Genomic DNA, 24544 nt, shown 5'->3' on the forward strand with positions numbered 1-24544 from the left:
CCCGGAGCCGGATGCGTCTTACTGTTGCCTATTCATTGCTGATGTTTGGCCTGTTTACCATCATCATCTTTCTGGCCCATCAGACTATGGAATGGGCGGTGACCTCCGAGCAGGCAAGGGAGCTTTCGGAAACTGTGCGGGCGGTGTCGGAAACTGAGTCCACCATGATTCGCAACGGTGTCTATGTGGGTACCGATGACCTGGGCAACAGGGAGCGAATGTTTTTTTATACTTATGATAAAAGTGGCAAGCTGCAGAATTATTCCCGCGCTCCTGAGCGTATAGAGGATGATGTGCTGGAGGTTATCCGTCAGGGGGATGTGCCTGTCAACGATGTGGCGGTATACGTCCAACAGCAGGATGAGGACAAGCCAAAGGTTCTGATGATGACCGCCTGTGATGTGCGTCTTGTTACTGGTGAAAAAATCGGTATGGTGTATCTGGGCAAGGACGTGTCAGCCCTGTACAAAGGTATCAAAAAGGCCACATATTTTTACGGAGGAATATCCTTCATAGCTTTGCTGACAGCCATTATGCTGGGGCATGTGGTTTCCGGCAGGGTGGTGGCCAATATGCAGCAGGCCTACATAAAGCAGCGCCAGTTTGCGGCGGACGCTTCCCATGAGCTGCGGACACCGTTAAGTGTTATTATGGCTTCGGCGGATTTGCTGGCCAATGATAAATCCATTCAGTCCCCGTTCCTGCAACAGGTCATTCAGGATATGAAGGATGAGGTCAAGAAAATGTCAAATCTGGTGGGCTCTCTCCTGCAGATTGCCCGGTCTGATAATAATGCAGAGCCCCTTAATGTTACTGAGTTTAATATTATCAGTGTCATGGAGCAGCTGGGGCGCAAGATGCAGCCATTGGCGGAAAAGAAGAATATTACCCTTAATGTAAATGCTTCCGGCGAGGTAATGTACAAGGGCGATGAGCAGAAAATCCAGCAGCTGATGCTTATTCTGGTGGACAATGCGGTAAAGTATACCCCGGAGGGCGGTACTGTAACCCTGTCCTATGATGGCAAGCGGCTTGGCAGCCTGGGAAGCATTCATTTTTCCGTAAGGGATAATGGTATAGGTATTTCCCATGAGGATCTGGATAAGCTCTTTGAACGCTTCTTCCGGGTGGATAAGGCCCGGTCCCGTTCCATGGGCGGTAATGGCTTGGGCTTGGCTATAGCAAAGACCATTGTTGATGCCCACCATGGACAAATTGATGTAGAAAGTGAGCTGGGGAAGGGAACTGTCTTTAAGGTTACCCTGAAGAATTTAAAAAGCCCCAAAAAGTAATAGGTAAATGTGTGATACAGTGTGGCTGTTCTCTCTCGAAATAAGGGTGAGAACAGCTTTTTTATGTCCAGATAAACAAAAGTCAAAAAGTCTAAAATATTAATTGACTTTTTGACTTATTGGGTTATAATAGCCTTAGAAGGATAAAAACCACTTTCTTTTATAGAGAGGATGGAGGGATAGATTATGGAACAGGAAAAATATACTCAGCGAGTTTTAAATACCCTGCAGTCTGCCCAGCAGAATGCGGCTCTGCGTTATCATCAGGAAATCAGTTCACTGCACGTACTTATGGCTTTGGCCCAGGAGCCTGAGGGGCTTTTGGAAACCATATTCCAGGAGGCCCAGGTGGATACCAGAATGCTGAAGGCCAGCGTGGAGGAAAAGCTTCGAAAGATTCCTAGTGTCAAGGGACAGGACCGCCTGACCATGAGTGTGGAGCTGGGCCGGGTTATGGCCAAGTCCGAGCAGCTGGCAGAAAAGATGGGGGATTCCTACATCAGCACTGAGCATTTGCTTTTGGCTATCTGCGAGGATGGCGGTGACGAGGCCAAGGAAGTCTGCAAGAGCTTTGGGCTGACTACGGGAAAGATTTCCGATTCCATCAAGAAGAATCGGAAGCAGAATGTTAATTCCAGCAATCCGGAGGAAAGCTATCAGGCTTTGGCCAAGTATGGCCGTGATTTGACCCAGGTGGCACGTCAGGGCAAGCTGGATCCGGTGATTGGCCGTGATGAGGAAATTCGCCGTACCATTGAGATTCTTTCCCGCCGTACCAAGAATAATCCGGTGCTGATTGGTGAGCCTGGTGTTGGTAAAACCGCTATTGTGGAAGGGCTGGCCCGTCGTATTGTGGCCGGAGATGTGCCTGAGTCCTTAAAGAGCAAGACCTTGTATTCCCTGGATATGGGTGCCTTGATTGCCGGTGCCAAGTATCGTGGTGAATTTGAGGAGCGGTTGAAGGCAGTTTTAAACGAAGTGGTGAAGTCTGATGGTCAGATTCTCCTCTTTATTGATGAGGTGCATACTGTGGTGGGAGCCGGTGCTTCTGAGGGCTCCATGGATGCCGGCAACCTCTTAAAGCCAATGATGGCCCGGGGTGAGCTGCGCTGCATTGGTGCAACCACCTTAAATGAGTATCGCAAGTACATTGAAAAGGATACAGCTTTGGAACGCCGTTTCCAGCCGGTTATGGTAGGAGAGCCAAGTGTGGAGGATACCATTTCCATTCTCCGTGGCTTGAAGGAACGCTATGAGGTTCATCATGGTGTAAGAATCCGTGATGCGGCATTGGTGTCTGCAGCAGTTCTCTCTGACCGTTATATTTCCGACAGGTTCCTGCCGGATAAAGCTATTGATTTGGTGGATGAGGCGGCAGCCAAGCTCCGTACTGAAATTGAGTCCATGCCGGCACCACTTGATGAAGTGCGCCGTAAGATTTTACAGCTGGAAATTGAGGAACAGGCATTGCAGAAGGAAACGGATGCAGCAGGCAAGGAAAAGCTGGCGGCCATTCAGCAGGAGAAGGCCCAGCTGAAGCAGGAGCAGGAAGCCCTGCAGGAGGAATGGGATGCAGAGCATCAGGCTATCCTCCGTATCCGTGGTATCAAGAAGGAAATCGATACTGTCCGCAGTCAGATGGAAGCAGCGGAGCGGGATTATGATTTGAGCCATCTTTCTGAGCTGAAATATGGCAAGCTGCCGGAATTAGAAAAGAAGCTGCAGGAAGAGGAGGCTGCCATTGCCGCCAAGGCAGGTGAAAACCAGCTCCTCAAGGAAGAAGTTGGGGAAGAAGACATTGCCAAGGTGGTAAGCCGTTGGACCGGCATTCCTGTCACCAAGATGATGACCGGGGAGCGGGAAAAGCTCCTGCATCTGGAGGATAACCTTCATGAGCGGGTAGTGGGCCAGGATGAAGCTGTTACTGTAGTCAGTGAGGCCATTTTGCGGGCCCGGGCCGGCATCAAGGCTCCTGATAGACCAATTGGTTCCTTTATTTTCCTTGGTCCTACTGGTGTAGGTAAGACAGAGCTGGCCAAAACTCTGGCGGAGTCCCTGTTTGATTCCGAGCGCAGCATGATCCGTATTGACATGAGTGAGTACATGGAGAAGCACTCCGTGGCCCGCCTGATTGGTGCGCCTCCGGGCTATGTGGGCTACGAGGAGGGCGGTCAGCTTACAGAGGCCGTTCGCCGTCAGCCATACAGTGTAATTTTGCTGGACGAGATTGAGAAGGCCCACCGAGATGTATTTAATGTCCTGCTGCAGATTTTGGATGATGGCCGCCTGACCGATGGCAAGGGCCGGGTTGTAAACTTCAAGAATACGGTTATTATCATGACCTCCAACCTGGGCTCCCACGAAATCCTCAACAAGGATTACAGTGAGGCTGAGGCTGCGGTGAAGGAAATGCTGAAGGACTATTTCCGTCCGGAATTCCTGAACCGTGTGGATGATATTGTGGTATTCAAGGCTCTGGCCAAGGAGCAGGTGAAGGAGATTGCCGATCTGATGCTGAGAACCCTCAATGAGCGTGTAAGCAATCAGGTGAAGATTACTCTTAGCTGGAACGAGGACGTATTGCGGTACCTGTCCGATGAAGGCTTTGACCCTAACTTCGGTGCCCGTCCGCTCCGTCGTCTCTTGACCCGTGTAGTGGAAACGGAGCTGTCCAAGTCAATTATCCGTGGTGATGTGGCCGAGGGTGATACCGTGGCCATGACAGTTCAGGATGGACATATTGCCTTCAATAAAGAGCATTAAAAGGATTATAGCAGTACAACAATGAACAAATGGGTATTTGCAAAGGACAAAAACTTTACAAATACCCATATTTTTTTTACAAATTCTTGAAAATACTTTTTCTATGTGATATATTTAACGAAATCAGTAAAATAGCTAAATGCGTTGATAAGAAATAGTAGCAGGGAGGCATTCCCAGAGAGCTGCCGGGTGGTGCAAGGCAGTGAATAAGCCCTTGTGAACTGGTCTTTGAGCAGCCAGCTGAATTCGTGGACAGTTGTCCGTGTTAGTAGGTGGAGCCGGTGCTGGCCGTTAAAGCAGGAGGGAGAAATCCCGTTGAGTGCGTGCTTTGGCACGAAATTGAGTGGTACCACGAAAGATAGCCTTTCGTCTCTTTGGAGATGAGAGGCTTTTTTGTTTATAACGCCATTGTTCAAATTTTTCCTTTGGGAAAAATCTTCCACTTAGCGTTTCAACGAGGTGGGAGAAGCTGTTTTACTTCGTTATTATTTACATTTATCATAGAAGGAGAGACACGCGATGAAGAATTTTACCAAATATTCAAAAGGGTATTATATGCCACCAAAGCCGGACATGAGCTGGATGTACAAGGAACATCCGGAAAGGGCACCTAAATGGTGTTCCGTTGACCTCAGAGATGGCAATCAGGCTCTGATTATTCCTATGAGCCTTGATGAGAAGATAGAATTCTTCAAGATGCTGGTCGAGGTGGGCTTTAAGGAAATTGAGGTGGGCTTCCCTGCTGCTTCTGAGACTGAGTACACCTTCCTCCGCAAATTGGTAGAGGATAATCTGATTCCTGATGATGTTACGGTGCAGGTGCTGACCCAGGCCCGTGAGCATATTATCAAGAAAACCTTTGAGGCTCTGGAGGGAGTTAAGAACGCCATTGTTCACGTTTACAATTCCACTTCTGTGGCCCAGCGTCAGCAGGTGTTCCGCATGTCCAAGGAAGAAATCAAGCAGATTGCGGTGGATGGAGCCAAGCTGTTGAAGAAGCTGACGGAGGAAGCAGGAGCAAATTACCGCTTTGAGTATTCTCCTGAAAGCTTTACCGGCACTGAGCCAGAATATGCACTGGAGGTGTGTAACGCCGTTCTTGATGTATGGCAGCCAACTCCTGACCATAAGGCCATTATAAATATTCCGGTAACCGTGGAAATGTCCATGCCTCATGTATACGCTATGCAGGTGGCCTATATTTCCCAGAATCTCAAGTATCGTGATGCAGTGGAGCTGTCACTTCATCCGCACAATGACCGTGGCTGCGGCGTAGCCGATACGGAGCTTGGTCTCCTGGCCGGAGCGGACAGAGTAGAGGGGACTCTCTTTGGTAACGGTGAACGCACCGGTAATGTGGATATTGTCACTCTGGCCATGAATATGTTCGTATTGGGTGTGGACCCTGAGCTGGATTTTACAGATATGCCAAAGCTGGTTGACCTTTATGAGAAGGTGACCCGTATGCAGGTTCCACCGCGTCAGCCTTATGCTGGTGCATTGGTGTTTGCCGCTTTCTCCGGTTCCCATCAGGATGCTATTGCCAAGGGCATGAAGTGGCGTGAGGAGAAGGATCCTGACCACTGGACCACTCCATATCTGCCAATTGACCCTCATGATGTGGGCCGTGAGTATGATGGTGATGTTATCCGCATTAACAGCCAGTCCGGCAAGGGCGGCGTGGCCTTTATTATGGAGCAGAAATACGGTATCACCATGCCAAAGAAAATGCGGGAAGACTTCGGCTATTGCGTAAAGAGTGTATCTGACCACAAGCACAAGGAGCTTATGCCGGATGAAATCTATCAGATTTTCCATGACACCTATGTAAATGTGGAAACTCCATATAAGCTCATTGACTTCACTTTAAGAAAAGACGTGGACGGCACCCGTGCCGGTGTTGTTGATCTGGAAATTGACGGCAAGATGGTAACCTTCACTGCCCGCGGTAATGGTCGTCTGGATGCGGTATCCAATGCTATTCAGGAGAATACCGATATTAAGTACACTGACCTTACCTACAGCGAGCATGCACTGGAAATCGGTGCCAACTCCCGGGCCATGGCCTATATCGGCATTACGGGAACTGATGGGAAGATGACCTGGGGTGCCGGCATGGATACAGATATTATTACGGCGTCCATTATGGCACTGTTCAGTGCAATTAATCGCATGAAGGCGTAATTTATACTATAATATAAAGAGGAGTCTCGTACTCCTCTTTATTATTGCCAATTTTATGTAGGAGGATTTTTAATTTATGCGTGCAGTAGTTACCCGGGTTAATTCAGCTTCGGTGGAGATAGAGGGCAAAATTCATGGAGCCATTGATAAGGGCTTTTTGGTATTGCTGGGGGTTGGTCCCGATGATACTGAGGAGGATGCATCAATTTTGGCGGAGAAAATCTGCAATTGCCGTATCTTTTCAGATGAAGAGGATAAGATGAACCTTACTCTGGAGGCTGTAGGGGGAAGCCTGCTGGTGGTTTCCCAGTTTACCCTGTTTGCTGATGTGAAAAAGCGGCGGCCAAGCTTTTCGGGAGCCGGCAAGCCTGATATTGCCATTCCTCTTTATGAGAAATTTATGTCTATCTGCCGGGACAAGGGCTTCAGGGTGGAGCATGGTGAATTTGGTGCCATGATGAAGGTTACCTCGGAAAATGACGGTCCTGTAACCCTGTTGTTTGATACCGTTGAATGGCGCAAGGAATAGGCTAAAATACCAGAGCTTTTGGGCTCTGGCTTCCTTGACACTACTTGAGTATTTAAGTAAAATATAATAGTATGGCTGGGTAATTCGTTCAGTCAGAAATTAATGATAATTAATGCTTAGAGAGGCTAAAAAACTGATAGGGAGGTGTGTTATTATCATTGAAATAGTTGGAGCAGCTGTTGTTGCCCTGTTAGTGGGCGGCTTTGGCGGATATATGATGCGTAAGCAGGCAGCCGAGCAGCAGATTGGTTCTGCTGAGGAAGAAGCAAAGCGCATTGTTCGTGATGCTGAGGAAAAAGGTGAAGCAGCAAAGAAAATGAAGCTGCTGGAGGCGAAGGAAGATGTTCATCGCCTGCGCCAGGAGCTTGACAAGGATACTCGTGAGCGTCGCTCAGAGATTCAGCGCCATGAGCGCCGTATAGTTCAGAAGGAAGAAAATCTTGACCGCAAGATTGACGCCCTGGAGAAGAAGGAGGAGAACCTTGCTTCCCGGGAGGCCAAGCTGGAAAAGAGCCAGGCTGAGATTACGGAGCTGCATGAAAAGCAGAAGGAAGAGCTGGAGCGTATCTCCGGTCTTTCTCCGGAAGAGGCAAAGACCATGCTGTTGGCTGAGGTTGAAGAAGAGCTGAAGCATGAGAAGGCCATTATGATTAAGGAATATGAGCAGCAGACCAAGGATGAGGCTGAAAAGAAGGCCAGAAACATTATTTCTTTGGCTATTCAGCGTTGCGCTGCTGACCATGTGGCAGAAACTACTGTATCTGTAGTAGCCCTGCCAAACGATGAGATGAAGGGACGTATTATCGGTCGCGAGGGCCGCAACATCCGCGCCCTGGAAACCATGACCGGTATCGACCTGATTATCGACGATACCCCAGAGGCAGTTATTCTTTCCGGTTTTGATCCGGTTCGCCGTGAGGTGGCCCGCATCGCTCTGGAGAAGCTCATTACCGATGGTCGTATCCATCCGGCAAGAATTGAGGAAATGGTTGATAAGGCCCGCCGCGAGGTGGAGCAGCGTATTAAGGAAGCCGGTGAACAGGCTACCTTTGATACCGGTGTTCATGGTCTGCACCCAGAGATGATTAAGCTGCTGGGCCGTCTGAGATATCGTACCAGCTACGGCCAGAATGTACTGAATCATTCCGTAGAGGTTTCCCATTTGGCTGGTATGATGGCCGCAGAGCTGGGCGTAGATGTTATGCTGGCAAAGCGTGCCGGTCTTATCCATGATATTGGTAAGTCCATTGACAATGAAGTTGAGGGTACTCACGTAACTATTGGTGCTGATATTGCCAAGAAGTACAGAGAGTCCAAGAACGTAATCAATGCTATTGCTGCTCATCATGGCGATGAGGAGCCTACCACTGTGGAGGCTGTGTTGGTAGCAGCCGCAGATGCTGTATCTGCCGCCCGTCCAGGTGCCCGCCGTGAGAGCCTTGAAACTTATCTGAAGCGTCTGACCCGTCTCGAGGAAATCGCCGAGTCCTTCAATGGAGTTGAGCGTTGCTTCGCCATCCAGGCAGGCCGCGAAATCCGCGTAATGGTTAAGCCAGACAAGGTTGATGATGTTGAGGCAGTTGCACTTGCTCATGATATCGTTAAGAAGATTGAGGCTGAGCTGGAATATCCAGGTCAGATCAAGGCAACCATCATCCGCGAAACCCGCGTAGTAGATTACGCAAAATAATATTGAAAAATCAGGCTGTCGCTTGTATGCGGCAGCCTATTTTTATGTAAATGCAAAATGCAGAAATAAAATTCGATTTATGCTATAATACTATGTAGTTAAGAACCAAAATATTGAGCCGGCATTAGCCGGCTCTTTGGAATTTTATACTGTTGGCAAAGGAGGCGGGAAATATGGATTATTCCAATGGTACAGAGAGTGAAGTGAGCATGGATAGCGTGCAGCTGGTGGCTGGTCTGCTGATCTGTTTTCCGGAGTTTTCCAAAATTCGCCTGGACTCCAAGGAAAAGGCTGTTATTATGGAGATTTCCGTCAGGGAAGCTCCTGAAAAGGAAAGGTTTGAGGAGGCTGAGCGTCTTATAGAGGACAGTCTCATGCTTTATCATAATATTGAGCATACCAGTGGCGGAAAGTTTGGCTTCACCTACGAAAATTTTGCCCTGCGTATTTATAGGGATATTGCCAGTCTTTCCCGTGGAGAGGTTGGCTTGCTGGTCAGCCTGTTAAAGGAAAAGTTTGGTGATATTATCATATCTGATGAGGTGCGCAACCCTGATGAGGATTTGATCTTTATGCAGTCGGAGATGATAGACCACCGTATCAGATTTCTGAAGGAAAACAAGATTCCGGAGTCCATGGTGGGGGTCCGTGAAGAGGGCCGGGTCATGGTTTATGACAATGAATTGATTTAAAGAGGTACTGTTTGTGAATATTTTACTTGTCGGTGACGTGGTAGGGCGTCCGGGCCGTAAGGCTTTTAAGAAGTATACCAAGGAGCTTCGTGAAAAACATAATATAGATATTGTTATTGTAAATGGTGAAAATTCCGCAGCGGGCAAGGGCATTAGCCGTAAGTCTTTGGATGAGCTGTATGCCGGAGGGGCGGATATTGTCACTTCCGGCAACCACGTATGGGATAAGCGGGAGGTCTATGAGGTCATTGACACAGACCCGTATCTTGTTCGTCCTGCCAATTATCCTGAGGGAGCACCGGGAAAGGGCTGGTGTCTGTATCCGTTTAAGGCCAAGAATGTGGCGGTGGTCAATATGTCCGGCCGGGCCTTCATGCCTGATATGGACTGCCCGTTCCAGAAAATAGAGGATGTGCTGGGAGAAATTGGGGGCCAGGCGGATATTATCATTCTGGATTTCCATGCGGAGACCACCTCGGAAAAGATGGCCATGGGCTTTTATCTGGATGGCCGTGTGCAGGTGGTGGTGGGGACCCATACCCACATTCAGACCGCGGATGAGCGTATTTTGCCTCAGGGGACGGCCTATATTACCGACCTGGGCATGGTTGGCCCATGGAACTCCGTTCTTGGGGTTAAGTCTGACATTATCATCAAGAAGTTTACCAGCTGTATGCCTGCCAGATTTGACCTGGCGGATGGCCCTGGGGTGTATTCGGCCCTGCTGGTGGAGTTTGATGATACCACCAATAAGCCTACCAGGGTAGAGCGAATCCTGATAAAGGAAGATAATTGATAATAATACTATTTTGGCAGGATATTCTTATTTTTTTACGAATATATATTGCTAAAGTATGTTATGGAGAGAAAAAACTCATGTCTAGTGATTTACACATGCATACCACCAGTTCTGACGGGCGGTTGACGCCGGAGGAGCTGGTTGATGCAGCCAAGGCGGCAGGTCTTAATTATATCGCTATTACGGACCATGATACTGTTGATGGCATCTGTCAGCTGTATGAAGCGGGCCTTTATCCGGCCAAGGGAATCAAGATTATTCCCGGCATTGAATTCAGTGCCCATCATGAAATTCATGAGATTCATATTTTGGGTTACAATATTGATATTTATGACAAGGTTTTGGCTGACCGCCTAAATGATGTGGTGGAGGCCAGATGGCTTCGTTTCTCCACCATTGTACAGAAGTTGCAGGAGCTGGAATATGACATTTCCGAGGCCGATGTGCTGGAGATAGCGGGGGACAGCACATCCATCAGCCGTTCTCATATTGCTCAGGCCTTGATGAAAAAGGGATTTTTTGGCTCTGTTAAGGAATCTTTTGATAAGGTTCTGGGGAAGGGACAGCCGGCCTATGTTTCTCATTTTCTGCTGGAGCCGGAAGAAATAATTGATTTAATTAAACAAAGCGGTGGCATACCGGTATTGGCCCATCCAAAGCTGATTCACGATGATGAATTGGTGGAGGAGCTGCTAAAGAAGGGTATTGAGGGTGTGGAGGCCATTTATCCGAAGCATAGCCCGGAGGATACCCAGCGCTATATCGATATGGCCAATAAATATAATTTGATGATAACCGGCGGATCGGATTTTCATGGTATTCCAGGCCGTCTGCCGAAGAATTTAGGGGAATTTGTCATTGATGACAGCTATGCGGCTGAAATTTATCGTGAACCGGGGATATAATCAGGCTGCTTGATAGGGGTGGTTACATGGACGTTATTGCATTTGTAGGTCCCAGCGGGACCGGAAAAAGCCATAGAGCATTGTTGGTAGCCCATAATAATCAGGCTGATGCTATTATTGATGATGGCCTGTTTATTAAGGACGGCAAGATAATTGCCGGAACCTCTGCCAAGAAGGAACAGAATAAGGTGCTGGCTGTTAAACGGGCTATTTTTGTGCTGCCGGGCCATGCCAAGGAGGTAAGCCGGGCCATTGAGGACACCCAGCCAAAGAGGATTTTGATTTTGGGAACCTCGGAAAACATGGTTATTAAGATTGCCAAGGCCCTTAATTTGCCGGAAATTTCCAAGTTTGTCCATATTGAGGATATAGCTACCCAGGGGGAGATGGACAAGGCAAGAAAGCATCGTCTGGAGCAGGGGAAGCACGTTATTCCGGTGCCGACTATTGAGCTTAAGCCTCATTTTTCCGGATATCTGGTGGATTCACTGAAATCAATGGTAAAGCGCAGTGATGAGCAGCAGCGCCGTCAGCGTCATCTTCTGGGAGAGAAATCCATTGTCCGGCCGGTATTCAGCTATTATGGCAAGCTGATTATTGACGATTCCTGCATTGAATCCATCGTCCGGCGTATTCTTACTGACAGCGGCAAGGTCACAAAGGTGGCCGATGCCGAGGTGCGCCATGTGTACCGGGGGGATGGTGCCGTGGGCTATGAATCCCAGGGCATAGAGCTGGATTGTGCGGTTATCATATCCTTTGGCAAGCATATTCCTACTCTGGTGCAGCAGATGCAGGTGGAGATCAAAAAGGAAGTTGAGCGGCTCACCGGCATGGCCGTAAAGAAGGTGAATATCACCATCAAGGCCCTGTTTGTACAGCCAAAGAACTTGTAATAGCTTATTAAAAATAATATTTTATACATCAAAAAAGGGTTCTGCATTTGCAGAACCCTTTAATAGTTAAATGGCAGGGGTAGCAGGACTCGAACCTACGAATGCTGGATTCAGAATCCAGTGCCTTACCAACTTGGCGATACCCCTATATGTTGCTTCACAACGATGACAAGTATACTTTAAACCAATTAGGTTGTCAACACTTTTTTCTAATTTTTCATTTTTATAAGGGCCGGGGCGGTGGAGAGGTTTACTTCAAAGGTGCGTGGCCACGGGAAATATAGCTCCATGGTCAAATCTCTGACAGCGTATTGAGTGCCCTTTACGCTGAAAGGCTGCTTAAAGGCTGGGGAGTATTTATACTGCACCAGCCGTTCCCTCATGGTGCTTTCAGCCATATCTACGGCCCATTTGTAATTATGCTCAAGATCTAAATCGTTGACATTGCCATAGCCCTTTTTCCTCAGGTTGGCATTGACCAGATCAATGACATCCTTAAGATAATAGTAATCCTCACAGAAACGGTTATTAAGGTTGATAATATTACTGCAGACCACGGCATCCTGCTTTGAGGAGTCTTTTAAGGCTGTCAGATAGATTTCTGCCTGGGCTATGGCTGTGCCTATGGCGTTGCTGGCAGTGTTCCAGCCGGCGTAGGCCGCCAGGGAATTAACAGGATAGTTTGCCTGCAGAAGGACAGGAAACAGGGCCTCTGCTGCGGTAAAGTTCTCGCTGAGGTCTACCAGGGCTATTGGCTTGTTGGCCTGCCGGTAGTCCTGCATTTTGCGTAGGCTGGCTTTTCGGGTGTCCATGGTTTCCTCATTGTTGGCACTGACAAAGAGAATGTAGTCTGCTTCCTCTGGGGAGTCCACAACAAGGCTGTGGTGGAAATGCAGCCGCTCCCGGGCAGTTTCGTCATTGCTGATGGCCATATATGGCATAATGCTCTGGGCGGCCTGGGGGCTGCTGTAATCGATATACACCCTGAAGCTTTGCTGCTCTGCCACAATATTGGTCAAGATGGACAGGGCTGCTTCATCGGCCCCGTGGATAATGGCCAGACGGTCCCGAGGAATGTTCTTTTTTTCGATGTAGTGCCTGAACTCCTTCAGCTTAAGGTTAGGCAGGCTGTAGGCCTCACCATCATCCTGCCCAAAGGTGAGCTCTGTCAGGATTCCTTCAGCCAACAGGTCAGCCAGCTGACGGTTAAGCCGCAGATTGCGGTTATAGATTTCCTTATAAGCCCTCAGCAGATCAGATGGAATTTCTCTTTCCAGCTCCTGAATTTGGTCAGCAGTTTCCGACAAAGGCTGGTTATCATACTGATGAACCAGTCTGGACCATTTCATGATTTTTTTGCGGTCCTGATATTTTTCCACAAAATCCGGTGGATTCATGCGGGGCAGGATGGCAAAGGCGTGTATCCTGACCGTAGGATTTTCGGCGTGGAGCTTTTTCAGATAATCTGTCAAAGCACTTATCTGTTCATCAGTGATGGCTTTATTGCGGGAAGCGATTAAGCCGCCATACAGCAGCTGGTCGATGGATATGATGGCTTCCTGACAGTTTTTTATTTCTTTGCTGAGCCACTCCCTGGTTTTGGTTGTTTCCCCCGGCAGGGAATAGAAATCCATGGCTTCACCGGGAGGCATCAGAATATTAATGCCGACTGTGCGGGCATTGTCCGCCACCAGCCTGCCACAAGGGGGGCGGCTGTCCAGAGGTATCAGCAGAATGGTTTTGTTTGGCTCCGGAAGCTGTTCAACCAGCTCACCGGATTGGTGCTTGGACGTAAGAAATACTGAGCCAAGAACCACAGATATGATTATTAAAATGACGGGAAGGTATTTATTCATACAAGCCTCGAATAAGTGTCATAATGGGTGTTACTTATTGGTTATTATACAGTATTCCGGGAAAAATAATCCATGCTTCAAGGCAAAAGAAAAAGGAGCCACGGGCAATGGCTCCTTTTTCGAGGGATGGAATATGAAAAAATGGGTTGTATAGCGATTTGCTATGGTCATATAATACAAAAGAAAAATGGAAAAAGCATGGAAGACCATGGAAATAATCTGAAATTTTAAATATTTTTTTGTGATGGCTTCTGTGTTAGAATTTATGAAGAATAAAAATGTGTAATGAGGTTTATCTATGCGTATAATTACTGGCTCGGCCCGGGGCTGCAACTTAAAGACTCCCAAGGGAATGAATACCCGTCCTACTTCAGATAGGGTGAAGGAGTCCCTGTTCAGCATTTTGGGCCGGGAGGTTGTTGGAAAAAATATAATGGATATATTTGCCGGCACCGGCGGCCTGGGGCTGGAGGCCCTCAGTCGTGGTGCTGAACATGCCTGTCTGGTGGACAAGGCCACGGCAGATATTTTGAAATACAATGCGGAGCATACCCATCTGTCTGATAAAACGGAGATCTTCAAGGGGGATGTCTTTGCTGTTATGCAGCGTTTGGCTGCCCAGGGGCGAAAATTTGATGTGGTATTCTGTGACCCGCCCTATCACCTTGGATTGTGGGAACGGGCCCTGTCCTGGCTGGATACCAGCCAGCTTTTGGCAGAGGATGCCCTGGTTATTGTGGAAATGGGTGGGGATGAAAATGATATTCCGGCCTTGAGCCACATGAGGCTTTTGCGGAATCAGAAATATGGCAAGACTACCCAGATTTATATTTTCGAGTACAAGACTGCCGGCATTGAGCCACCGGTGGCTGATGGCGCAGCAGATATGGAGGACGAATAAGAAATGAGTTCAGCAATATTTCCAGGAAGCTTTGATCCCGTATCCAATGGGCATATGGACATTATAAGGCGTTCTGCCAAAAACTTTGACCGGCTTGTGGTGGGGGTGTTCAATAACATCCGCAAGAAGTCCTTTCTGCCAGTGGAGGTGCGGGTGGAAGCCCTTAAAGAGGCAGTGAAGGATATGGAGAATGTGGAGGTAGTTTCCTTTGATGGGCTGCTGGCCGATTACATGGTAAAGCATGATATTCCGGTTATTATCCGTGGGCTTCGCTCCGTTACGGATTTTGAATATGAGCAGGGGCAGGCCCAGGTTATCAGGCAGATACACCCGGGGCTTGACACCTTCTTTTTGTTGACCAAACCTGAGCTTTCTTGTGTCAGCTCCTCTGTAATAAGGGAGATTTATGGTTTTGGCGGCGACATTAGCACGTTGGTACCAGAATCGGTCTTAATAGCTATTGAACATTTTAATAAGAAATGATATTCTTATAGGGTAGATTAAAAATTAGAAAGTGGGATTGGGCTCATGGAAATGGAAATAGATAAGATTTTGGAAGAAATTGAGAATTTGGTTGCATCTTCCAACCGGGTTCCATTTTTGGATAAAGTAATGATTGACGATGTGGAGCTGTTTCGGTTGATGGATGTTCTGAGGAGTGAACTCCCTCGACAGATTCAGGAAGCCGGGGATATTGTCAGCCGTCGTGATGAGATTATCAATGCAGCACAGATGGAGGCTGACCGCCTTATCGATGGCGCCAAGCGTGAGGCTGACCAGACCATTGAGCGGGCACAGGCATATGCCCAGAAGGCTGTTGATGAGAACGAGATAGTTATCAAGGCCAAGGAGCAGGAAAAGGCTATTATGGATCAGACCATGGCGGCCGCCCAGCAGATGAAGACTGAGACTGAGCAGTATGCAGAGCAGCTGAGAACCAGTGCTGATGATTATGCCAACCAGATTTTCGACCATGTTATTGAAAGTGTGGGCAGCGCACTGCAGGCAGTTCAGGAGGCCAAGGGCCAGCTTAACAATCAGCAGTAATTTTATATTGCATTATCAAGGATGTCGTTTAGGCGGCATCCTTTTTCTTTTGGTGAAGTTGGGGTAGTAATGGAAAAAAAACACATTATGCGTTATAATAAAGTCAAATAGTCAATTGTGTATTAAGAGAAGGTGATACTATGAGCAATATTGCTGACTTAATCGAAGAATACATCCTGCGGCGGCTGGCAGAGCAGCAGAATGGTCAGGTGGAGCTGCGACGGACGGATATAGCTGATGAAATATCCTGTGCTCCTTCCCAGATAAGCTATGTACTGAATACCCGCTTCACTCATGACAAGGGCTTTGCAGTGGAATCCCGCCGGGGCCTGGGGGGATTTATTCGTATTGTCCGGGTGCCTTTGCAGAATATAATTTATGAGGATATGATTGGCAAGATTGATGCCGATACAGAATTTGTGGAGGTTAAGGCCATGATCCGCTATCTTATCCAGCATCAGATGATTAATTCCCGTGAAGGGGCCCTGGTGCTTCAGGCAGCCAATTGCGCATACGAGGGCATGGACACCAAGGACAGGGTGAATATGCTGAAGACCCTGTTTGTCACTTTGGCGGAGTTCTCCCGCTGATTAATTGTGATGAGAAAAAATAAACTGGCTCCGCAGCAGGGCGGGGTGTTAAAAAATATTATTAACTTTTTGCTTAGCTTTGGCATAGCAGTGGTGTGGCTGTGCAAGTCCATTATTAAGCTGGCAGCTAAGCCGTTTGGCGGGAAAGGGAATAGGCAGTAATGGCAAAATCAAAGACCATGTTCGTGTGTCAGGAGTGCGGCTATGATACTCCTAAGTGGCTGGGAAAATGCCCCGGCTGCGGTCAGTGGAATACCCTGGTGGAAGAGGTGATCAAGCCTGATAATACCAAGCAGCGGGGCCTTAATCTGGGCCTGTCCAATCAGAGCAAGCCTTGTCCTATAAGTGATGTGGTGCTGGAGAAAATGCCCCGTATTACCACCGGTTCGGCGGAATTGGACCGGGTGCTGGGTGGAGGGCTGATTCCCGGCTCCATGGTACTGATAGTGGGTGACCCGGGTATTGGTAAGTCCAGCCTTACCCTCAGGGTATGTGCCAATGAGGCCAGAGATGGCCGTCGGGTACTGTATGTAACCGGCGAGGAAAGCGTCCAGCAGGTTCGCATGCGGGCGGATCGGATTGATGCCGTATCGGAAGCCCTGATGGTGGTCAGCGAAACCAATTTGGAAGCCATTGAAAAGCATATTTTGGATTTGAAGCCGGAGGTTCTGGTCATTGATTCCATTCAGACCGTATTTCGGCCGGATATTCAAAGTGCTCCCGGCAGTGTCAGCCAGGTGCGGGAATGTGCGGTGGAAATCCTGCGGGTGGCCAAGACCAATGGTATTGCGGCCTTTATTGTGGGCCATGTAACCAAGGATGGCACGCTGGCCGGCCCGAGAGTGCTGGAGCATATTGTGGATACGGTTCTTTATTTTGAAGGAGGAAATAATGCGGAATACCGCATGCTTCGTGCTATCAAAAACCGTTTCGGCAGTACCAATGAAATTGGTGTATTTGAAATGCGGGATGTGGGGCTGGTGGATGTGTCCGATGCCTCCAAGCTGTTTTTGTCCGAGCGACAGGATGACAATGGCAGTGTGATTGTCCCGACGGTGGAAGGTACCAGACCACTGCTGGTGGAAATTCAGGCTCTGGTAGCCAAGACACCTTACGTGCCCCCAAAGAGAATTTCCGATTCCGTGGATTTAAAGCGGCTGCAGCTTCTTTTGGCAGTGCTTGAGAAGAAGGTTCATCTGGCCATGGGTGGCTGTGATGTGTTCGTGAAGGCAGCCGGAGGAATTCGCATTGATGAACCGGCGGCGGACTTGGGTATCTGTATTGCCATGGCCTCCAGCTTTGCCAGCCGGCCGTTAAGGCCAGCCACGGTAGCCTTTGGGGAAGTGGGACTCTCCGGGGAAATAAGGGCAGTGAGCCAGGCGGAAAACCGGGTGCGGGAAGCACAGCGGCTGGGCTTTAAGAGCATCGTTCTGCCTCAGAAAAATTACGAGCAGCTGCTGGCAGACAGGAAATTTACGGATATGACACTGTACGGAGTATCAAATATAACAGAAGCATTATCAAGTGCGATGCCAAGGTAGTGATTCTTGACATAATTTTTTTTATATGATAAAATTCATTCTTTTTTATTGACGAAATTTTTGGTATAATTTTGTGTGTAGAGATGTCGATAGGGGGTGAATGTTTGCTGCAGATTGGTGACCGGGTAGTGTACCCGATGCATGGTGCTGGAGAAATCACCGGCATGGAAGAGTATGATGTTATGGGGCAAGGACAGATGAAATCGTATTATGTCCTTCAAATGCCTATCGGCGGAATGAGAATAATGCTTCCTGCTGATAATATTGACAAGGTCGGATTGCGGGAGGTAAGCCCGACAGACATGCTTGAGAGGATTGAAGATGTGCTGAAGGGTGACCCTGTCAAGGCTGTAGGAAGCTGGAATAAAAGGTTTCATGCGAACCTTAACCGCTTAAAGACTGGTGATATTTTGGAAGTAGCCGCTGTTCTTCGGAATCTTGCCCTTCAGGACAGGATTAAAAAAATATCCAGCGGTGAACGACGTCTGTTGGATACGGCAAAACAGATTTTTTTGACGGAAATGGTATATGTCCTGGATGGCACCATGGAGACGACTGAGGCATGGCTTCAGGAAATGCTCAGGCGAGAAGAGTAATTTTACGCTTGCAATGGAAAAGTTTTAGGCTGCGCTGCCATAACTCTTAGTCATGGTATGGCAGCCGCTTTTCATTTTATACCAATATTCATGAAAGGGGGTGAGAGAGATGTTAGAGAAGGTTTTAAGAGTATTTGTTGTGGCTTTACTGGCTGTTATTGGCGGTATCGCGATGCACATTGCCAGCCCGTTTTTGACGGAGCTGATAAGCACAGAGGTATTAAAGAGTGAACTGGGTCTTTTCAAGATGACGGCAGCACACCTTATATTCCTGGTGCTGGGTATTGTAGCAGGTGCAGCCATAGGTTATACCACATCACCTTATTTTGCTTCCAAGCTGCAAAGATTTTCAGTCTGGGTTGAAGGTCAGCTTAACAAAATGCCGTTGCATGATGTTATAGCAGGACTCATAGGCCTGGCAATAGGACTTATAATTGCTAATTTGTTAGGTGTAGCATTCTCAAAGATACCGGTGGTAGGAGATTATATTCCTGGTATCTTCAGTATTGTTTTTGGTTATTTAGGGATTCATATTGTAATACGCAAGCAGAAGGAATTGGGTGATTTAATCGGCAAGCTGCCGCGGTTTTTCAAGGAAACCAGCCAGCATGTGGAACAGTCCCGCAACAAGAAAAAGCTGAAGGGGGCTGAGCTGGAGGCGATTAAGGAATTTGCTTCTTCCGAAATTCCCTGCAAGCTGTTGGATACCAGCGTAATAATTGATGGCCGTATTGCGGATATTTGCCGCACGGGGTTTATTGATGGCAAGCTGCTGATTCCGGTTTTTGTACTGGAGGAATTACAGCATATTGCGGATATGTCGGACTCCTTAAAGCGGGTTCGGGGCCGTCGGGGCCTTGATATTTTGCAGCAGCTCCAAAACGAGTTTGGTTCCCAGGTGGAAATTGTGAATCATGATTTTGAGGATATTTCCGAGGTGGATTCCAAGCTGGTGGAGCTGGGGCAGCTCACGGGCGGCAAAATCATTACCAATGATTACAACCTCAACAAGGTGGCAGAGCTTCGGGGCGTATCGGTGCTGAATATCAACGAGCTGTCCAACGCCATTAAGCCTGTGGCTATTCCGGGGGAAAGCATGAATGTGCAGATTGTCCGGGAGGGCAAGGAGCAGGGCCAGGGCGTGGCTTATCTTGAAGACGGTACCATGATTGTTGTGGAGAACGGTCGCCGGTACATCAATGAAAACATTACAGTGGAAGTTACTTCGGCTTTGCAGACTGCGGCAGGGCGGATGATTTTCGCCAAGCCGGTGGTTTAAGCATTATTTGAGTTTTCATTTTATGACTAACAGTTTAGGGCTCCCCCAGGAGCCCTTTTCTGATATTTCTGATTTTTGGATAGTTTTTGGAGGTCCTATGGTTACTGTAATTTTTCCGGCGGCTGGCAAGGGCAGCCGAATGCAGGCTGGCATGAATAAGGTCTTTATGCCTCTTGATGGTGTACCAATACTTATAAGAACCCTGCTGCAATATTCCGGCTGTGGGGAAATAGACCAGATGGTAGTGGTGGTAGCATCTCATGAGGTGGATTTTGTTAAATCTATATTGGGCAAAATAAAGGGCCTTAAGCCATACAAGGTGGTAGCCGGTGGCAGTGAGCGGCAGTATTCCGTGTTAAATGGCATAAAAAGCATTGATGGTAACGATGAGGATATTATTCTGGTTCACGACGCAGCCCGTCCTTTTATCAGCCTGGAAACCATAGCTGCTACCATAAGTAAGGTAAGAACATCGGGGGGAGCTATTGCGGCAGTACCGGCCAAGAATACTATCAAGGTTTGTGATAGCCGGGGCCAGGTGCTGGAGACACCGGACCGTTCAGCTTTGTGGGAAATCCAGACCCCTCAGGGCTTTACCCGTGGTTTGCTGCTGGCAGCCAATGACAAGGCTCAGGCGGATGGCTTTCTGGGAACGGATGATGCCAGTCTGGTGGAACGTACAGGACAGCCGGTTCATATAGTGAACAGTGATTACAGAAACATAAAAATAACTACCCCGGAGGATATTCTTATCGGGGAAGCCTTTATTAAGGCTCAGGGGGCGACCCCACTGATAGAGGAAAACAGGCCGGTGATGGCTGAAATAAATGAGTTGATCAGGAATTATTGGCAAAAGGAGAATGCTTAATGACTAGATTTGGTATGGGCTATGATGTTCATCAGCTTACGGAAAATAGAAAACTGATTATTGGCGGCGTGGATATTCCCTTTGAGAAGGGCCTTTTAGGGCATTCTGATGCAGATGTGCTGCTTCACGCCATTGCCGATGCGTTGCTGGGCGCTGCAGCCTTGGGAGATATTGGCAAGCATTTTCCGGACAGTGATGACCGTTACAAGGGAATTTCCAGCATCATCCTGTTGGAGCATGTTGGGAAGCTGTTGAAGGAGAAGGGTTACACCGTAGGCAATGTGGATGCTACTATTGTGGCCCAGCGGCCAAAGATGCTGCCACATATTCCTCAGATGCGGGAGAATATAGCCAAGGCCCTTAATGTAGAGGTGGACCGTATCAATGTGAAGGCCACCACAGAGGAGCATTTGGGCTTCACCGGCAATGGCCAGGGGATTTCTTCCTATGCAGTTGCAGGAATTGAAGGCTAATGATAAAATCTTACAGATAGTATTTAAATGTTTTTAGTGGGTCATGGTTTTACCCATAAAGGAGTATCTATAATATATGTTGAAAGTCTATAATACCTTAACACGTCAAAAAGAAGAGTTTAAGCCACAGGAGCCGGGCAAGGTGGGCATTTACGTCTGTGGTGTAACTCCTTATAACTATCCGCATATTGGCAATGCCCGTCCTTTCGTTACCTGGGACGTGATTAAGCGCTATCTGAAAAATCGCGGCTACGAAGTAAAGCACATTCAGAACTTTACTGATATGGATGACAAGATTATTAAGGCTGCCAACACAGAGGGCGTTTCCTGGGAAACTATTACGGACCGCTATATTGATGGATATTTCAAGTCTATTGATGCTCTTAACGTGCAGCGGGCAGACCTTTATCCAAAGGTTACGGAGCATATTCAGGACATTATTGACATGGTACAGCGTATCATTGATCGCGGCTTTGGCTATGTTATTGATGGTGATGTGTACTTTAGTGTGGAGAAGTTCCCTGAGTACGGCAAGCTGTCCGGCCGCAAGCTGGAGGATATGCAGGCCGGGGCCCGGGTGGAGGTAGATACCCGCAAGCAGAATCCAATGGATTTTGCACTGTGGAAGTCTGCCAAGCCGGGAGAACCATTCTGGGAAAGTCCATGGGGCAAGGGACGTCCGGGCTGGCACATCGAGTGCTCCACCATGTCCCTTAAATATCTGGGAGAAACCTTTGATTTCCATGGTGGCGGCAGTGATCTGATTTTCCCTCATCATGAAAATGAGATTGCCCAGTCCCAGTGCTGCTGCGGTGACTATCACAGCTTTGCCCAGTATTGGCTCCACAATGGCTTTATCACCATTGATAATGAGAAAATGAGCAAGTCCTTGAACAACTTCATCACTGTGCCGGATATTCTGAAGCAGTATCCGGGTGAGGTGGTGCGCTTCTTTATTCTGCGCACTCACTACAGAAGTCCGCTGGATTTCAGCGAGGAACGGATTAAGGAGGCACAGGCTGGCTTGCTTCGCTTAAAGAATGCCTTTGAATTGGGCAATGAGGTGCTGAAAAAGTCCGGCACTACAGAAGCTGACACTCAGCTGGCTGAAATTGCCGACAAGGCCATGGCTGATTTCTATGAGGCCATGGATGATGACTTCAACACAGCACTGGCTATTGGCTATATGTTTACTCTTTCCAAGGAAATTAACACCTATGCCAATAATGTCATTAACAAGGGCACAGCTTTTGATGCCCTGCATTTTGGCAAGCTGATGCAGGTGTACAGAGATATGGCTACTGTTATCGGTATATTTGAGAGCTCTCTGGATATGCCGGAGTCTGATAATGGCGATGGTATTTCTGCCGAGGAAATTGAGGCCCTCATTGCTGAGCGGGCTGAGGCCAAGAAGAATAAAAACTGGGCCCGGGCCGACGAAATCCGTGACGGCTTAAAGGCACAGGGGATTATTCTGGAGGATTCTGCAGCCGGTACCAAGTGGAAGAAAGCGTAAACTATGACATTTGAACATTTAAAGAAACTGGTTGATATGATGTTCGTGGATGACGGCAACGGCGGGGTGCTGCAGCGGTATGATTCAGTGGATCCCAAAAGCCTGAATCCATTGGTATTGGCCTATATTGGTGATGCATATTTTCATCTGTTTGTGAGAGGCCGTATTCTTTCCTATGAACAGAGCAAGGTTCAGGTGCTCCATCAGTTCGGTGCCCAGATGGTGTCCGCCGTGTGGCAGGACAAGGCCTATCGGGGCATTGAGGAAATGCTGACGGAGGAAGAAAAGGCGGTTTACAAGCGGGGACGCAATGCCAAGAGCCATGCCCCGCGCAGTGCCAGTGTGGCCCAGTACCATTCAAGTACGGGCTTTGAGGCCTTGCTGGGCTATCTGTACCTTACGGAGCGAAATGAGCGCCTGTACGAATTGGCTGAGGAATCCTTTAAGATTATTTCTCGGGCCATGATGGAAGAAATTTCGGATAAAAAAGTGGAGAAATAGATTATGATAAAGGTTAAATTATTGGAGCATACACCGGAGCCGGAACGGGTAGTGGCTATGTCAGCCCGTCTGTGTTATTCTGCCTCCGGGGCAGAGGAACTGTCTGAACGCATGACTGAGGAGCAGGTGCAGAAGCTGCTGGCCAAGATTATTAAGATGGGGCATGCTTCCACCATGGAGCACGTATCCTTTACATTTGGTATTGAGGGCGTGTCCCGTGTGCTTACCCATCAGCTGGTTCGCCATCGTTTGGCTTCGTACAGCCAGCAGTCCCAGCGTTATGTGGCAGAGCATGATTTTGAGTATATTCTGCCACCAAGCATTGCTGAAAAGCCGGAAGCAAAGGAACGGTTTGAGGCACTGATGAATGATATTCAAAAGGCTTATAATGAGCTGGCAGACATGGGGGTTCCAAAGGAGGATGCCCGTTATGTACTGGCCAATGCAACGGAAACAAAAATCGTGGTTACCATGAATGCCCGTTCTTTGATGCATTTCTTCAATTTGCGCTGCTGCAACCGGGCCCAGTGGGAAATTCGGGAGCTGGCCTACAAGATGCTGGAGCAGGCCAAGAAGGTGGCACCGCTTCTCTTTAAGAATGCGGGTGCATCCTGCGTGGCTACCGGCCATTGCCCTGAGGGGGCCATGACCTGTGGTAAGTTTGCGGAAATGATTAAGATGAGAGAAGATTAATATGGACTATAAACGAAAAGCGGAAGGCAAGTCTGACAAAAGAACGGCGGCCCTAAAGGAACACAAGGGCAGTAAGCCGGAATACATGACAAAGAAGAACCGACAGCAGTTTGACCGTCGTACTGGAGACAAGGTCAGAAATGATGCCCCATTGGATGTGGTTGAACTGCCTGAGGATATGGTGGCAGGCCGCAATGCGGTAATGGAGGCCCTAAAGGGCAACCGCAGCGTCAATAAAATAATGGTGGCCAATGGCAGCAGTGAAGGCTCCATCAAGGAAATTATAGCTGTGGCCAAGGAAAAGGGCGTCAATATAATGTATATGGAGCGCAGCAAGCTGGATTCCATGGCCCGCGGCATCCGTCATCAGGGGGTATTGGCCCAGGTGGCTCCAGTGGAGTACGTGGAGCTGGAGGATATTCTCCAGATAGCCAGAGACAGGAATGAGCCGCCATTTATCCTGCTGTTGGATGAGCTGGAGGACCCTCATAATTTGGGGGCATTGCTGCGTACGGCAGATGCAGCAGGGGTTCACGGTGTCTTGATTCCAAAACGCCGCAGTGTGCTACTGTCTGCTACAGTTGCCAAGACCTCTGCCGGGGCGGTGGAGTATGTTCCCGTTGCCCGTATTGGAAATATGGTTCAGACCATTCGCCGCTTGAAGGAAGAAGGCCTGTGGGTGGCTGCCGCAGATATGGACGGCACTGATTATTATGAGGCGGATATGACCGGTCCGCTGTTGCTGATTGTAGGCAGTGAGGGACATGGTGTAGGCCGTCTGGTAAAGGAACAGTGCGATTTTGTAGTGCGTATTCCTATGGTGGGGAAGATTAATTCCCTTAATGCCTCCGTGGCTGGTTCTATCCTGATGTATGAAGCCATGAAGCAGCGCATCCAGCGTGGTTAACGGAGAATAATAATAAGGTTTTGTGG

The 24544-nt window shown here is 48.4% G+C and carries 23 protein-coding genes, 1 tRNA gene and 1 other annotated feature; of the genes, 22 read left to right on the top strand and 2 right to left on the bottom strand.

Annotated elements, in window-relative coordinates:
• Nucleotides 1–11: 11 nt before the first annotated feature.
• The 9 genes from D081_RS09525 to D081_RS09565 all read left to right on the top strand — a co-directional run bounded on the left by D081_RS09525 (nucleotide 12) and on the right by D081_RS09565 (nucleotide 11750).
• Nucleotides 12–1292 (top strand): cell wall metabolism sensor histidine kinase WalK, encoded by a 1281-nt coding sequence (locus D081_RS09525; protein ID WP_085023946.1) that lies wholly within the window; start codon nucleotides 12–14, stop codon nucleotides 1290–1292.
• A 186-nt stretch (nucleotides 1293–1478) separates the two neighbouring features.
• The gene (clpB, locus tag D081_RS09530) at nucleotides 1479–4055 is read left to right on the top strand and encodes an ATP-dependent chaperone ClpB (protein WP_085023947.1); all 2577 of its coding nucleotides are present in this window, start codon (nucleotides 1479–1481) and stop codon (nucleotides 4053–4055) included.
• Between the two features lie 135 nt (nucleotides 4056–4190).
• Nucleotides 4191–4432 (top strand) — a binding site (T-box leader).
• A gap of 142 nt (nucleotides 4433–4574) precedes the next feature.
• A complete protein-coding gene (locus tag D081_RS09535; RefSeq protein ID WP_085023948.1) occupies nucleotides 4575–6239 on the top strand; it encodes a 2-isopropylmalate synthase in 1665 nt (554 codons plus the stop codon).
• A gap of 76 nt (nucleotides 6240–6315) precedes the next feature.
• Entirely contained in the window at nucleotides 6316–6768 is a 453-nt protein-coding gene (dtd, locus tag D081_RS09540; RefSeq protein WP_085023949.1) for a D-aminoacyl-tRNA deacylase, read from the top strand.
• Nucleotides 6769–6880: 112 nt separating this feature from the next.
• The gene (gene rny, locus D081_RS09545) at nucleotides 6881–8458 is read left to right on the top strand and encodes a ribonuclease Y (protein ID WP_085023950.1); all 1578 of its coding nucleotides are present in this window, start codon (nucleotides 6881–6883) and stop codon (nucleotides 8456–8458) included.
• 173 nt (nucleotides 8459–8631) lie between these two features.
• Nucleotides 8632–9150: a hypothetical protein gene (locus D081_RS09550; RefSeq protein ID WP_085023951.1), complete on the top strand. Its 519-nt coding sequence runs from the start codon at nucleotides 8632–8634 to the stop codon at nucleotides 9148–9150.
• A gap of 13 nt (nucleotides 9151–9163) precedes the next feature.
• Nucleotides 9164–9946 (top strand): TIGR00282 family metallophosphoesterase, encoded by a 783-nt coding sequence (locus D081_RS09555; RefSeq protein ID WP_085023952.1) that lies wholly within the window; start codon nucleotides 9164–9166, stop codon nucleotides 9944–9946.
• Between the two features lie 80 nt (nucleotides 9947–10026).
• The gene (locus D081_RS09560) at nucleotides 10027–10854 is read left to right on the top strand and encodes a PHP domain-containing protein (protein WP_085023953.1); all 828 of its coding nucleotides are present in this window, start codon (nucleotides 10027–10029) and stop codon (nucleotides 10852–10854) included.
• Nucleotides 10855–10880: 26 nt separating this feature from the next.
• Nucleotides 10881–11750, top strand: a complete 870-nt coding sequence (locus D081_RS09565) for an Asp23/Gls24 family envelope stress response protein (protein WP_085023954.1) — start codon at nucleotides 10881–10883, stop codon at nucleotides 11748–11750.
• Between the two features lie 71 nt (nucleotides 11751–11821).
• On the opposite strand, the gene D081_RS09570 is transcribed toward D081_RS09565, so the two are convergent.
• Both D081_RS09570 and D081_RS09575 read right to left on the bottom strand, forming a co-directional pair.
• Nucleotides 11822–11897 (bottom strand) — tRNA-Gln (locus tag D081_RS09570).
• 62 nt (nucleotides 11898–11959) lie between these two features.
• The gene (locus D081_RS09575) at nucleotides 11960–13606 is read right to left on the bottom strand and encodes a DUF4127 family protein (RefSeq protein ID WP_085023955.1); all 1647 of its coding nucleotides are present in this window, start codon (nucleotides 13604–13606) and stop codon (nucleotides 11960–11962) included.
• 298 nt (nucleotides 13607–13904) lie between these two features.
• Here D081_RS09575 and rsmD point away from each other — a divergent pair, with 298 nt between their 5' ends.
• From rsmD to rlmB, 13 genes are all read left to right on the top strand, one after another.
• The gene (gene rsmD / locus D081_RS09580) at nucleotides 13905–14507 is read left to right on the top strand and encodes a 16S rRNA (guanine(966)-N(2))-methyltransferase RsmD (protein WP_085023956.1); all 603 of its coding nucleotides are present in this window, start codon (nucleotides 13905–13907) and stop codon (nucleotides 14505–14507) included.
• 3 nt (nucleotides 14508–14510) lie between these two features.
• Nucleotides 14511–14990, top strand: coding sequence for a pantetheine-phosphate adenylyltransferase (gene coaD, locus D081_RS09585; RefSeq protein ID WP_085023957.1), 480 nt, complete (start codon nucleotides 14511–14513; stop codon nucleotides 14988–14990).
• A 45-nt stretch (nucleotides 14991–15035) separates the two neighbouring features.
• Nucleotides 15036–15554, top strand: coding sequence for a hypothetical protein (locus D081_RS09590; RefSeq protein WP_085023958.1), 519 nt, complete (start codon nucleotides 15036–15038; stop codon nucleotides 15552–15554).
• A gap of 140 nt (nucleotides 15555–15694) precedes the next feature.
• Nucleotides 15695–16144 (top strand): CtsR family transcriptional regulator, encoded by a 450-nt coding sequence (locus D081_RS09595; protein ID WP_085023959.1) that lies wholly within the window; start codon nucleotides 15695–15697, stop codon nucleotides 16142–16144.
• A gap of 161 nt (nucleotides 16145–16305) precedes the next feature.
• Nucleotides 16306–17685 carry a DNA repair protein RadA gene (gene radA / locus D081_RS09600; RefSeq protein WP_085023960.1) on the top strand — a complete coding sequence of 460 codons (1380 nt, stop codon included), beginning with the start codon at nucleotides 16306–16308 and terminating at the stop codon, nucleotides 17683–17685.
• A gap of 104 nt (nucleotides 17686–17789) precedes the next feature.
• Nucleotides 17790–18281, top strand: a complete 492-nt coding sequence (locus tag D081_RS09605; protein ID WP_085023961.1) for a CarD family transcriptional regulator — start codon at nucleotides 17790–17792, stop codon at nucleotides 18279–18281.
• A gap of 109 nt (nucleotides 18282–18390) precedes the next feature.
• Nucleotides 18391–19560, top strand: a complete 1170-nt coding sequence (locus tag D081_RS09610) for a PIN/TRAM domain-containing protein (protein WP_085023962.1) — start codon at nucleotides 18391–18393, stop codon at nucleotides 19558–19560.
• Between the two features lie 97 nt (nucleotides 19561–19657).
• The gene (gene ispD / locus D081_RS09615) at nucleotides 19658–20428 is read left to right on the top strand and encodes a 2-C-methyl-D-erythritol 4-phosphate cytidylyltransferase (RefSeq protein ID WP_085023963.1); all 771 of its coding nucleotides are present in this window, start codon (nucleotides 19658–19660) and stop codon (nucleotides 20426–20428) included.
• A complete protein-coding gene (gene ispF / locus D081_RS09620) occupies nucleotides 20428–20901 on the top strand; it encodes a 2-C-methyl-D-erythritol 2,4-cyclodiphosphate synthase (protein ID WP_085023964.1) in 474 nt (157 codons plus the stop codon). Before ispD ends, ispF begins: the two co-directional genes overlap by 1 nt.
• A 76-nt stretch (nucleotides 20902–20977) precedes the next feature.
• Nucleotides 20978–22417, top strand: coding sequence for a cysteine--tRNA ligase (gene cysS / locus D081_RS09625; protein ID WP_085023965.1), 1440 nt, complete (start codon nucleotides 20978–20980; stop codon nucleotides 22415–22417).
• Between the two features lie 3 nt (nucleotides 22418–22420).
• Nucleotides 22421–22918, top strand: coding sequence for a Mini-ribonuclease 3 (locus D081_RS09630; RefSeq protein ID WP_085023966.1), 498 nt, complete (start codon nucleotides 22421–22423; stop codon nucleotides 22916–22918).
• Nucleotides 22919–22921: 3 nt separating this feature from the next.
• The gene (gene thyX, locus D081_RS09635) at nucleotides 22922–23611 is read left to right on the top strand and encodes an FAD-dependent thymidylate synthase (protein ID WP_085023967.1); all 690 of its coding nucleotides are present in this window, start codon (nucleotides 22922–22924) and stop codon (nucleotides 23609–23611) included.
• Nucleotides 23612–23789: 178 nt separating this feature from the next.
• Nucleotides 23790–24518: a 23S rRNA (guanosine(2251)-2'-O)-methyltransferase RlmB gene (gene rlmB, locus D081_RS09640; protein WP_233127472.1), complete on the top strand. Its 729-nt coding sequence runs from the start codon at nucleotides 23790–23792 to the stop codon at nucleotides 24516–24518.
• Nucleotides 24519–24544 lie beyond the last annotated feature (26 nt).

It is taken from the genome of Anaerovibrio sp. JC8, assembly GCF_002100115.1.
Lineage (GTDB): Bacteria > Bacillota > Negativicutes > Selenomonadales > Selenomonadaceae > Anaerovibrio.

Bases quoted from the DNA above. Each gene is read 5' to 3' on its own strand.
- D081_RS09525 (WP_085023946.1), top strand. From the start codon at position 12: ATGCGTCTTACTGTTGCCTATTCATTGCTGATGTTTGGCCTGTTTACC.
- clpB (WP_085023947.1), top strand. From the start codon at position 1,479: ATGGAACAGGAAAAATATACTCAGCGAGTTTTAAATACCCTGCAGTCT.
- D081_RS09535 (WP_085023948.1), top strand. From the start codon at position 4,575: ATGAAGAATTTTACCAAATATTCAAAAGGGTATTATATGCCACCAAAG.
- dtd (WP_085023949.1), top strand. From the start codon at position 6,316: ATGCGTGCAGTAGTTACCCGGGTTAATTCAGCTTCGGTGGAGATAGAG.
- rny (WP_085023950.1), top strand. From the start codon at position 6,881: ATGCTTAGAGAGGCTAAAAAACTGATAGGGAGGTGTGTTATTATCATT.
- D081_RS09550 (WP_085023951.1), top strand. From the start codon at position 8,632: ATGGATTATTCCAATGGTACAGAGAGTGAAGTGAGCATGGATAGCGTG.
- D081_RS09560 (WP_085023953.1), top strand. From the start codon at position 10,027: ATGTCTAGTGATTTACACATGCATACCACCAGTTCTGACGGGCGGTTG.
- D081_RS09565 (WP_085023954.1), top strand. From the start codon at position 10,881: ATGGACGTTATTGCATTTGTAGGTCCCAGCGGGACCGGAAAAAGCCAT.
- D081_RS09575 (WP_085023955.1), bottom strand. From the start codon at position 13,606: ATGAATAAATACCTTCCCGTCATTTTAATAATCATATCTGTGGTTCTT.
- rsmD (WP_085023956.1), top strand. From the start codon at position 13,905: ATGCGTATAATTACTGGCTCGGCCCGGGGCTGCAACTTAAAGACTCCC.
- coaD (WP_085023957.1), top strand. From the start codon at position 14,511: ATGAGTTCAGCAATATTTCCAGGAAGCTTTGATCCCGTATCCAATGGG.
- D081_RS09590 (WP_085023958.1), top strand. From the start codon at position 15,036: ATGGAAATGGAAATAGATAAGATTTTGGAAGAAATTGAGAATTTGGTT.
- D081_RS09595 (WP_085023959.1), top strand. From the start codon at position 15,695: ATGAGCAATATTGCTGACTTAATCGAAGAATACATCCTGCGGCGGCTG.
- radA (WP_085023960.1), top strand. From the start codon at position 16,306: ATGGCAAAATCAAAGACCATGTTCGTGTGTCAGGAGTGCGGCTATGAT.
- D081_RS09610 (WP_085023962.1), top strand. From the start codon at position 18,391: ATGTTAGAGAAGGTTTTAAGAGTATTTGTTGTGGCTTTACTGGCTGTT.
- ispD (WP_085023963.1), top strand. From the start codon at position 19,658: ATGGTTACTGTAATTTTTCCGGCGGCTGGCAAGGGCAGCCGAATGCAG.
- ispF (WP_085023964.1), top strand. From the start codon at position 20,428: ATGACTAGATTTGGTATGGGCTATGATGTTCATCAGCTTACGGAAAAT.
- cysS (WP_085023965.1), top strand. From the start codon at position 20,978: ATGTTGAAAGTCTATAATACCTTAACACGTCAAAAAGAAGAGTTTAAG.
- D081_RS09630 (WP_085023966.1), top strand. From the start codon at position 22,421: ATGACATTTGAACATTTAAAGAAACTGGTTGATATGATGTTCGTGGAT.
- thyX (WP_085023967.1), top strand. From the start codon at position 22,922: ATGATAAAGGTTAAATTATTGGAGCATACACCGGAGCCGGAACGGGTA.
- rlmB (WP_233127472.1), top strand. From the start codon at position 23,790: ATGGTGGCAGGCCGCAATGCGGTAATGGAGGCCCTAAAGGGCAACCGC.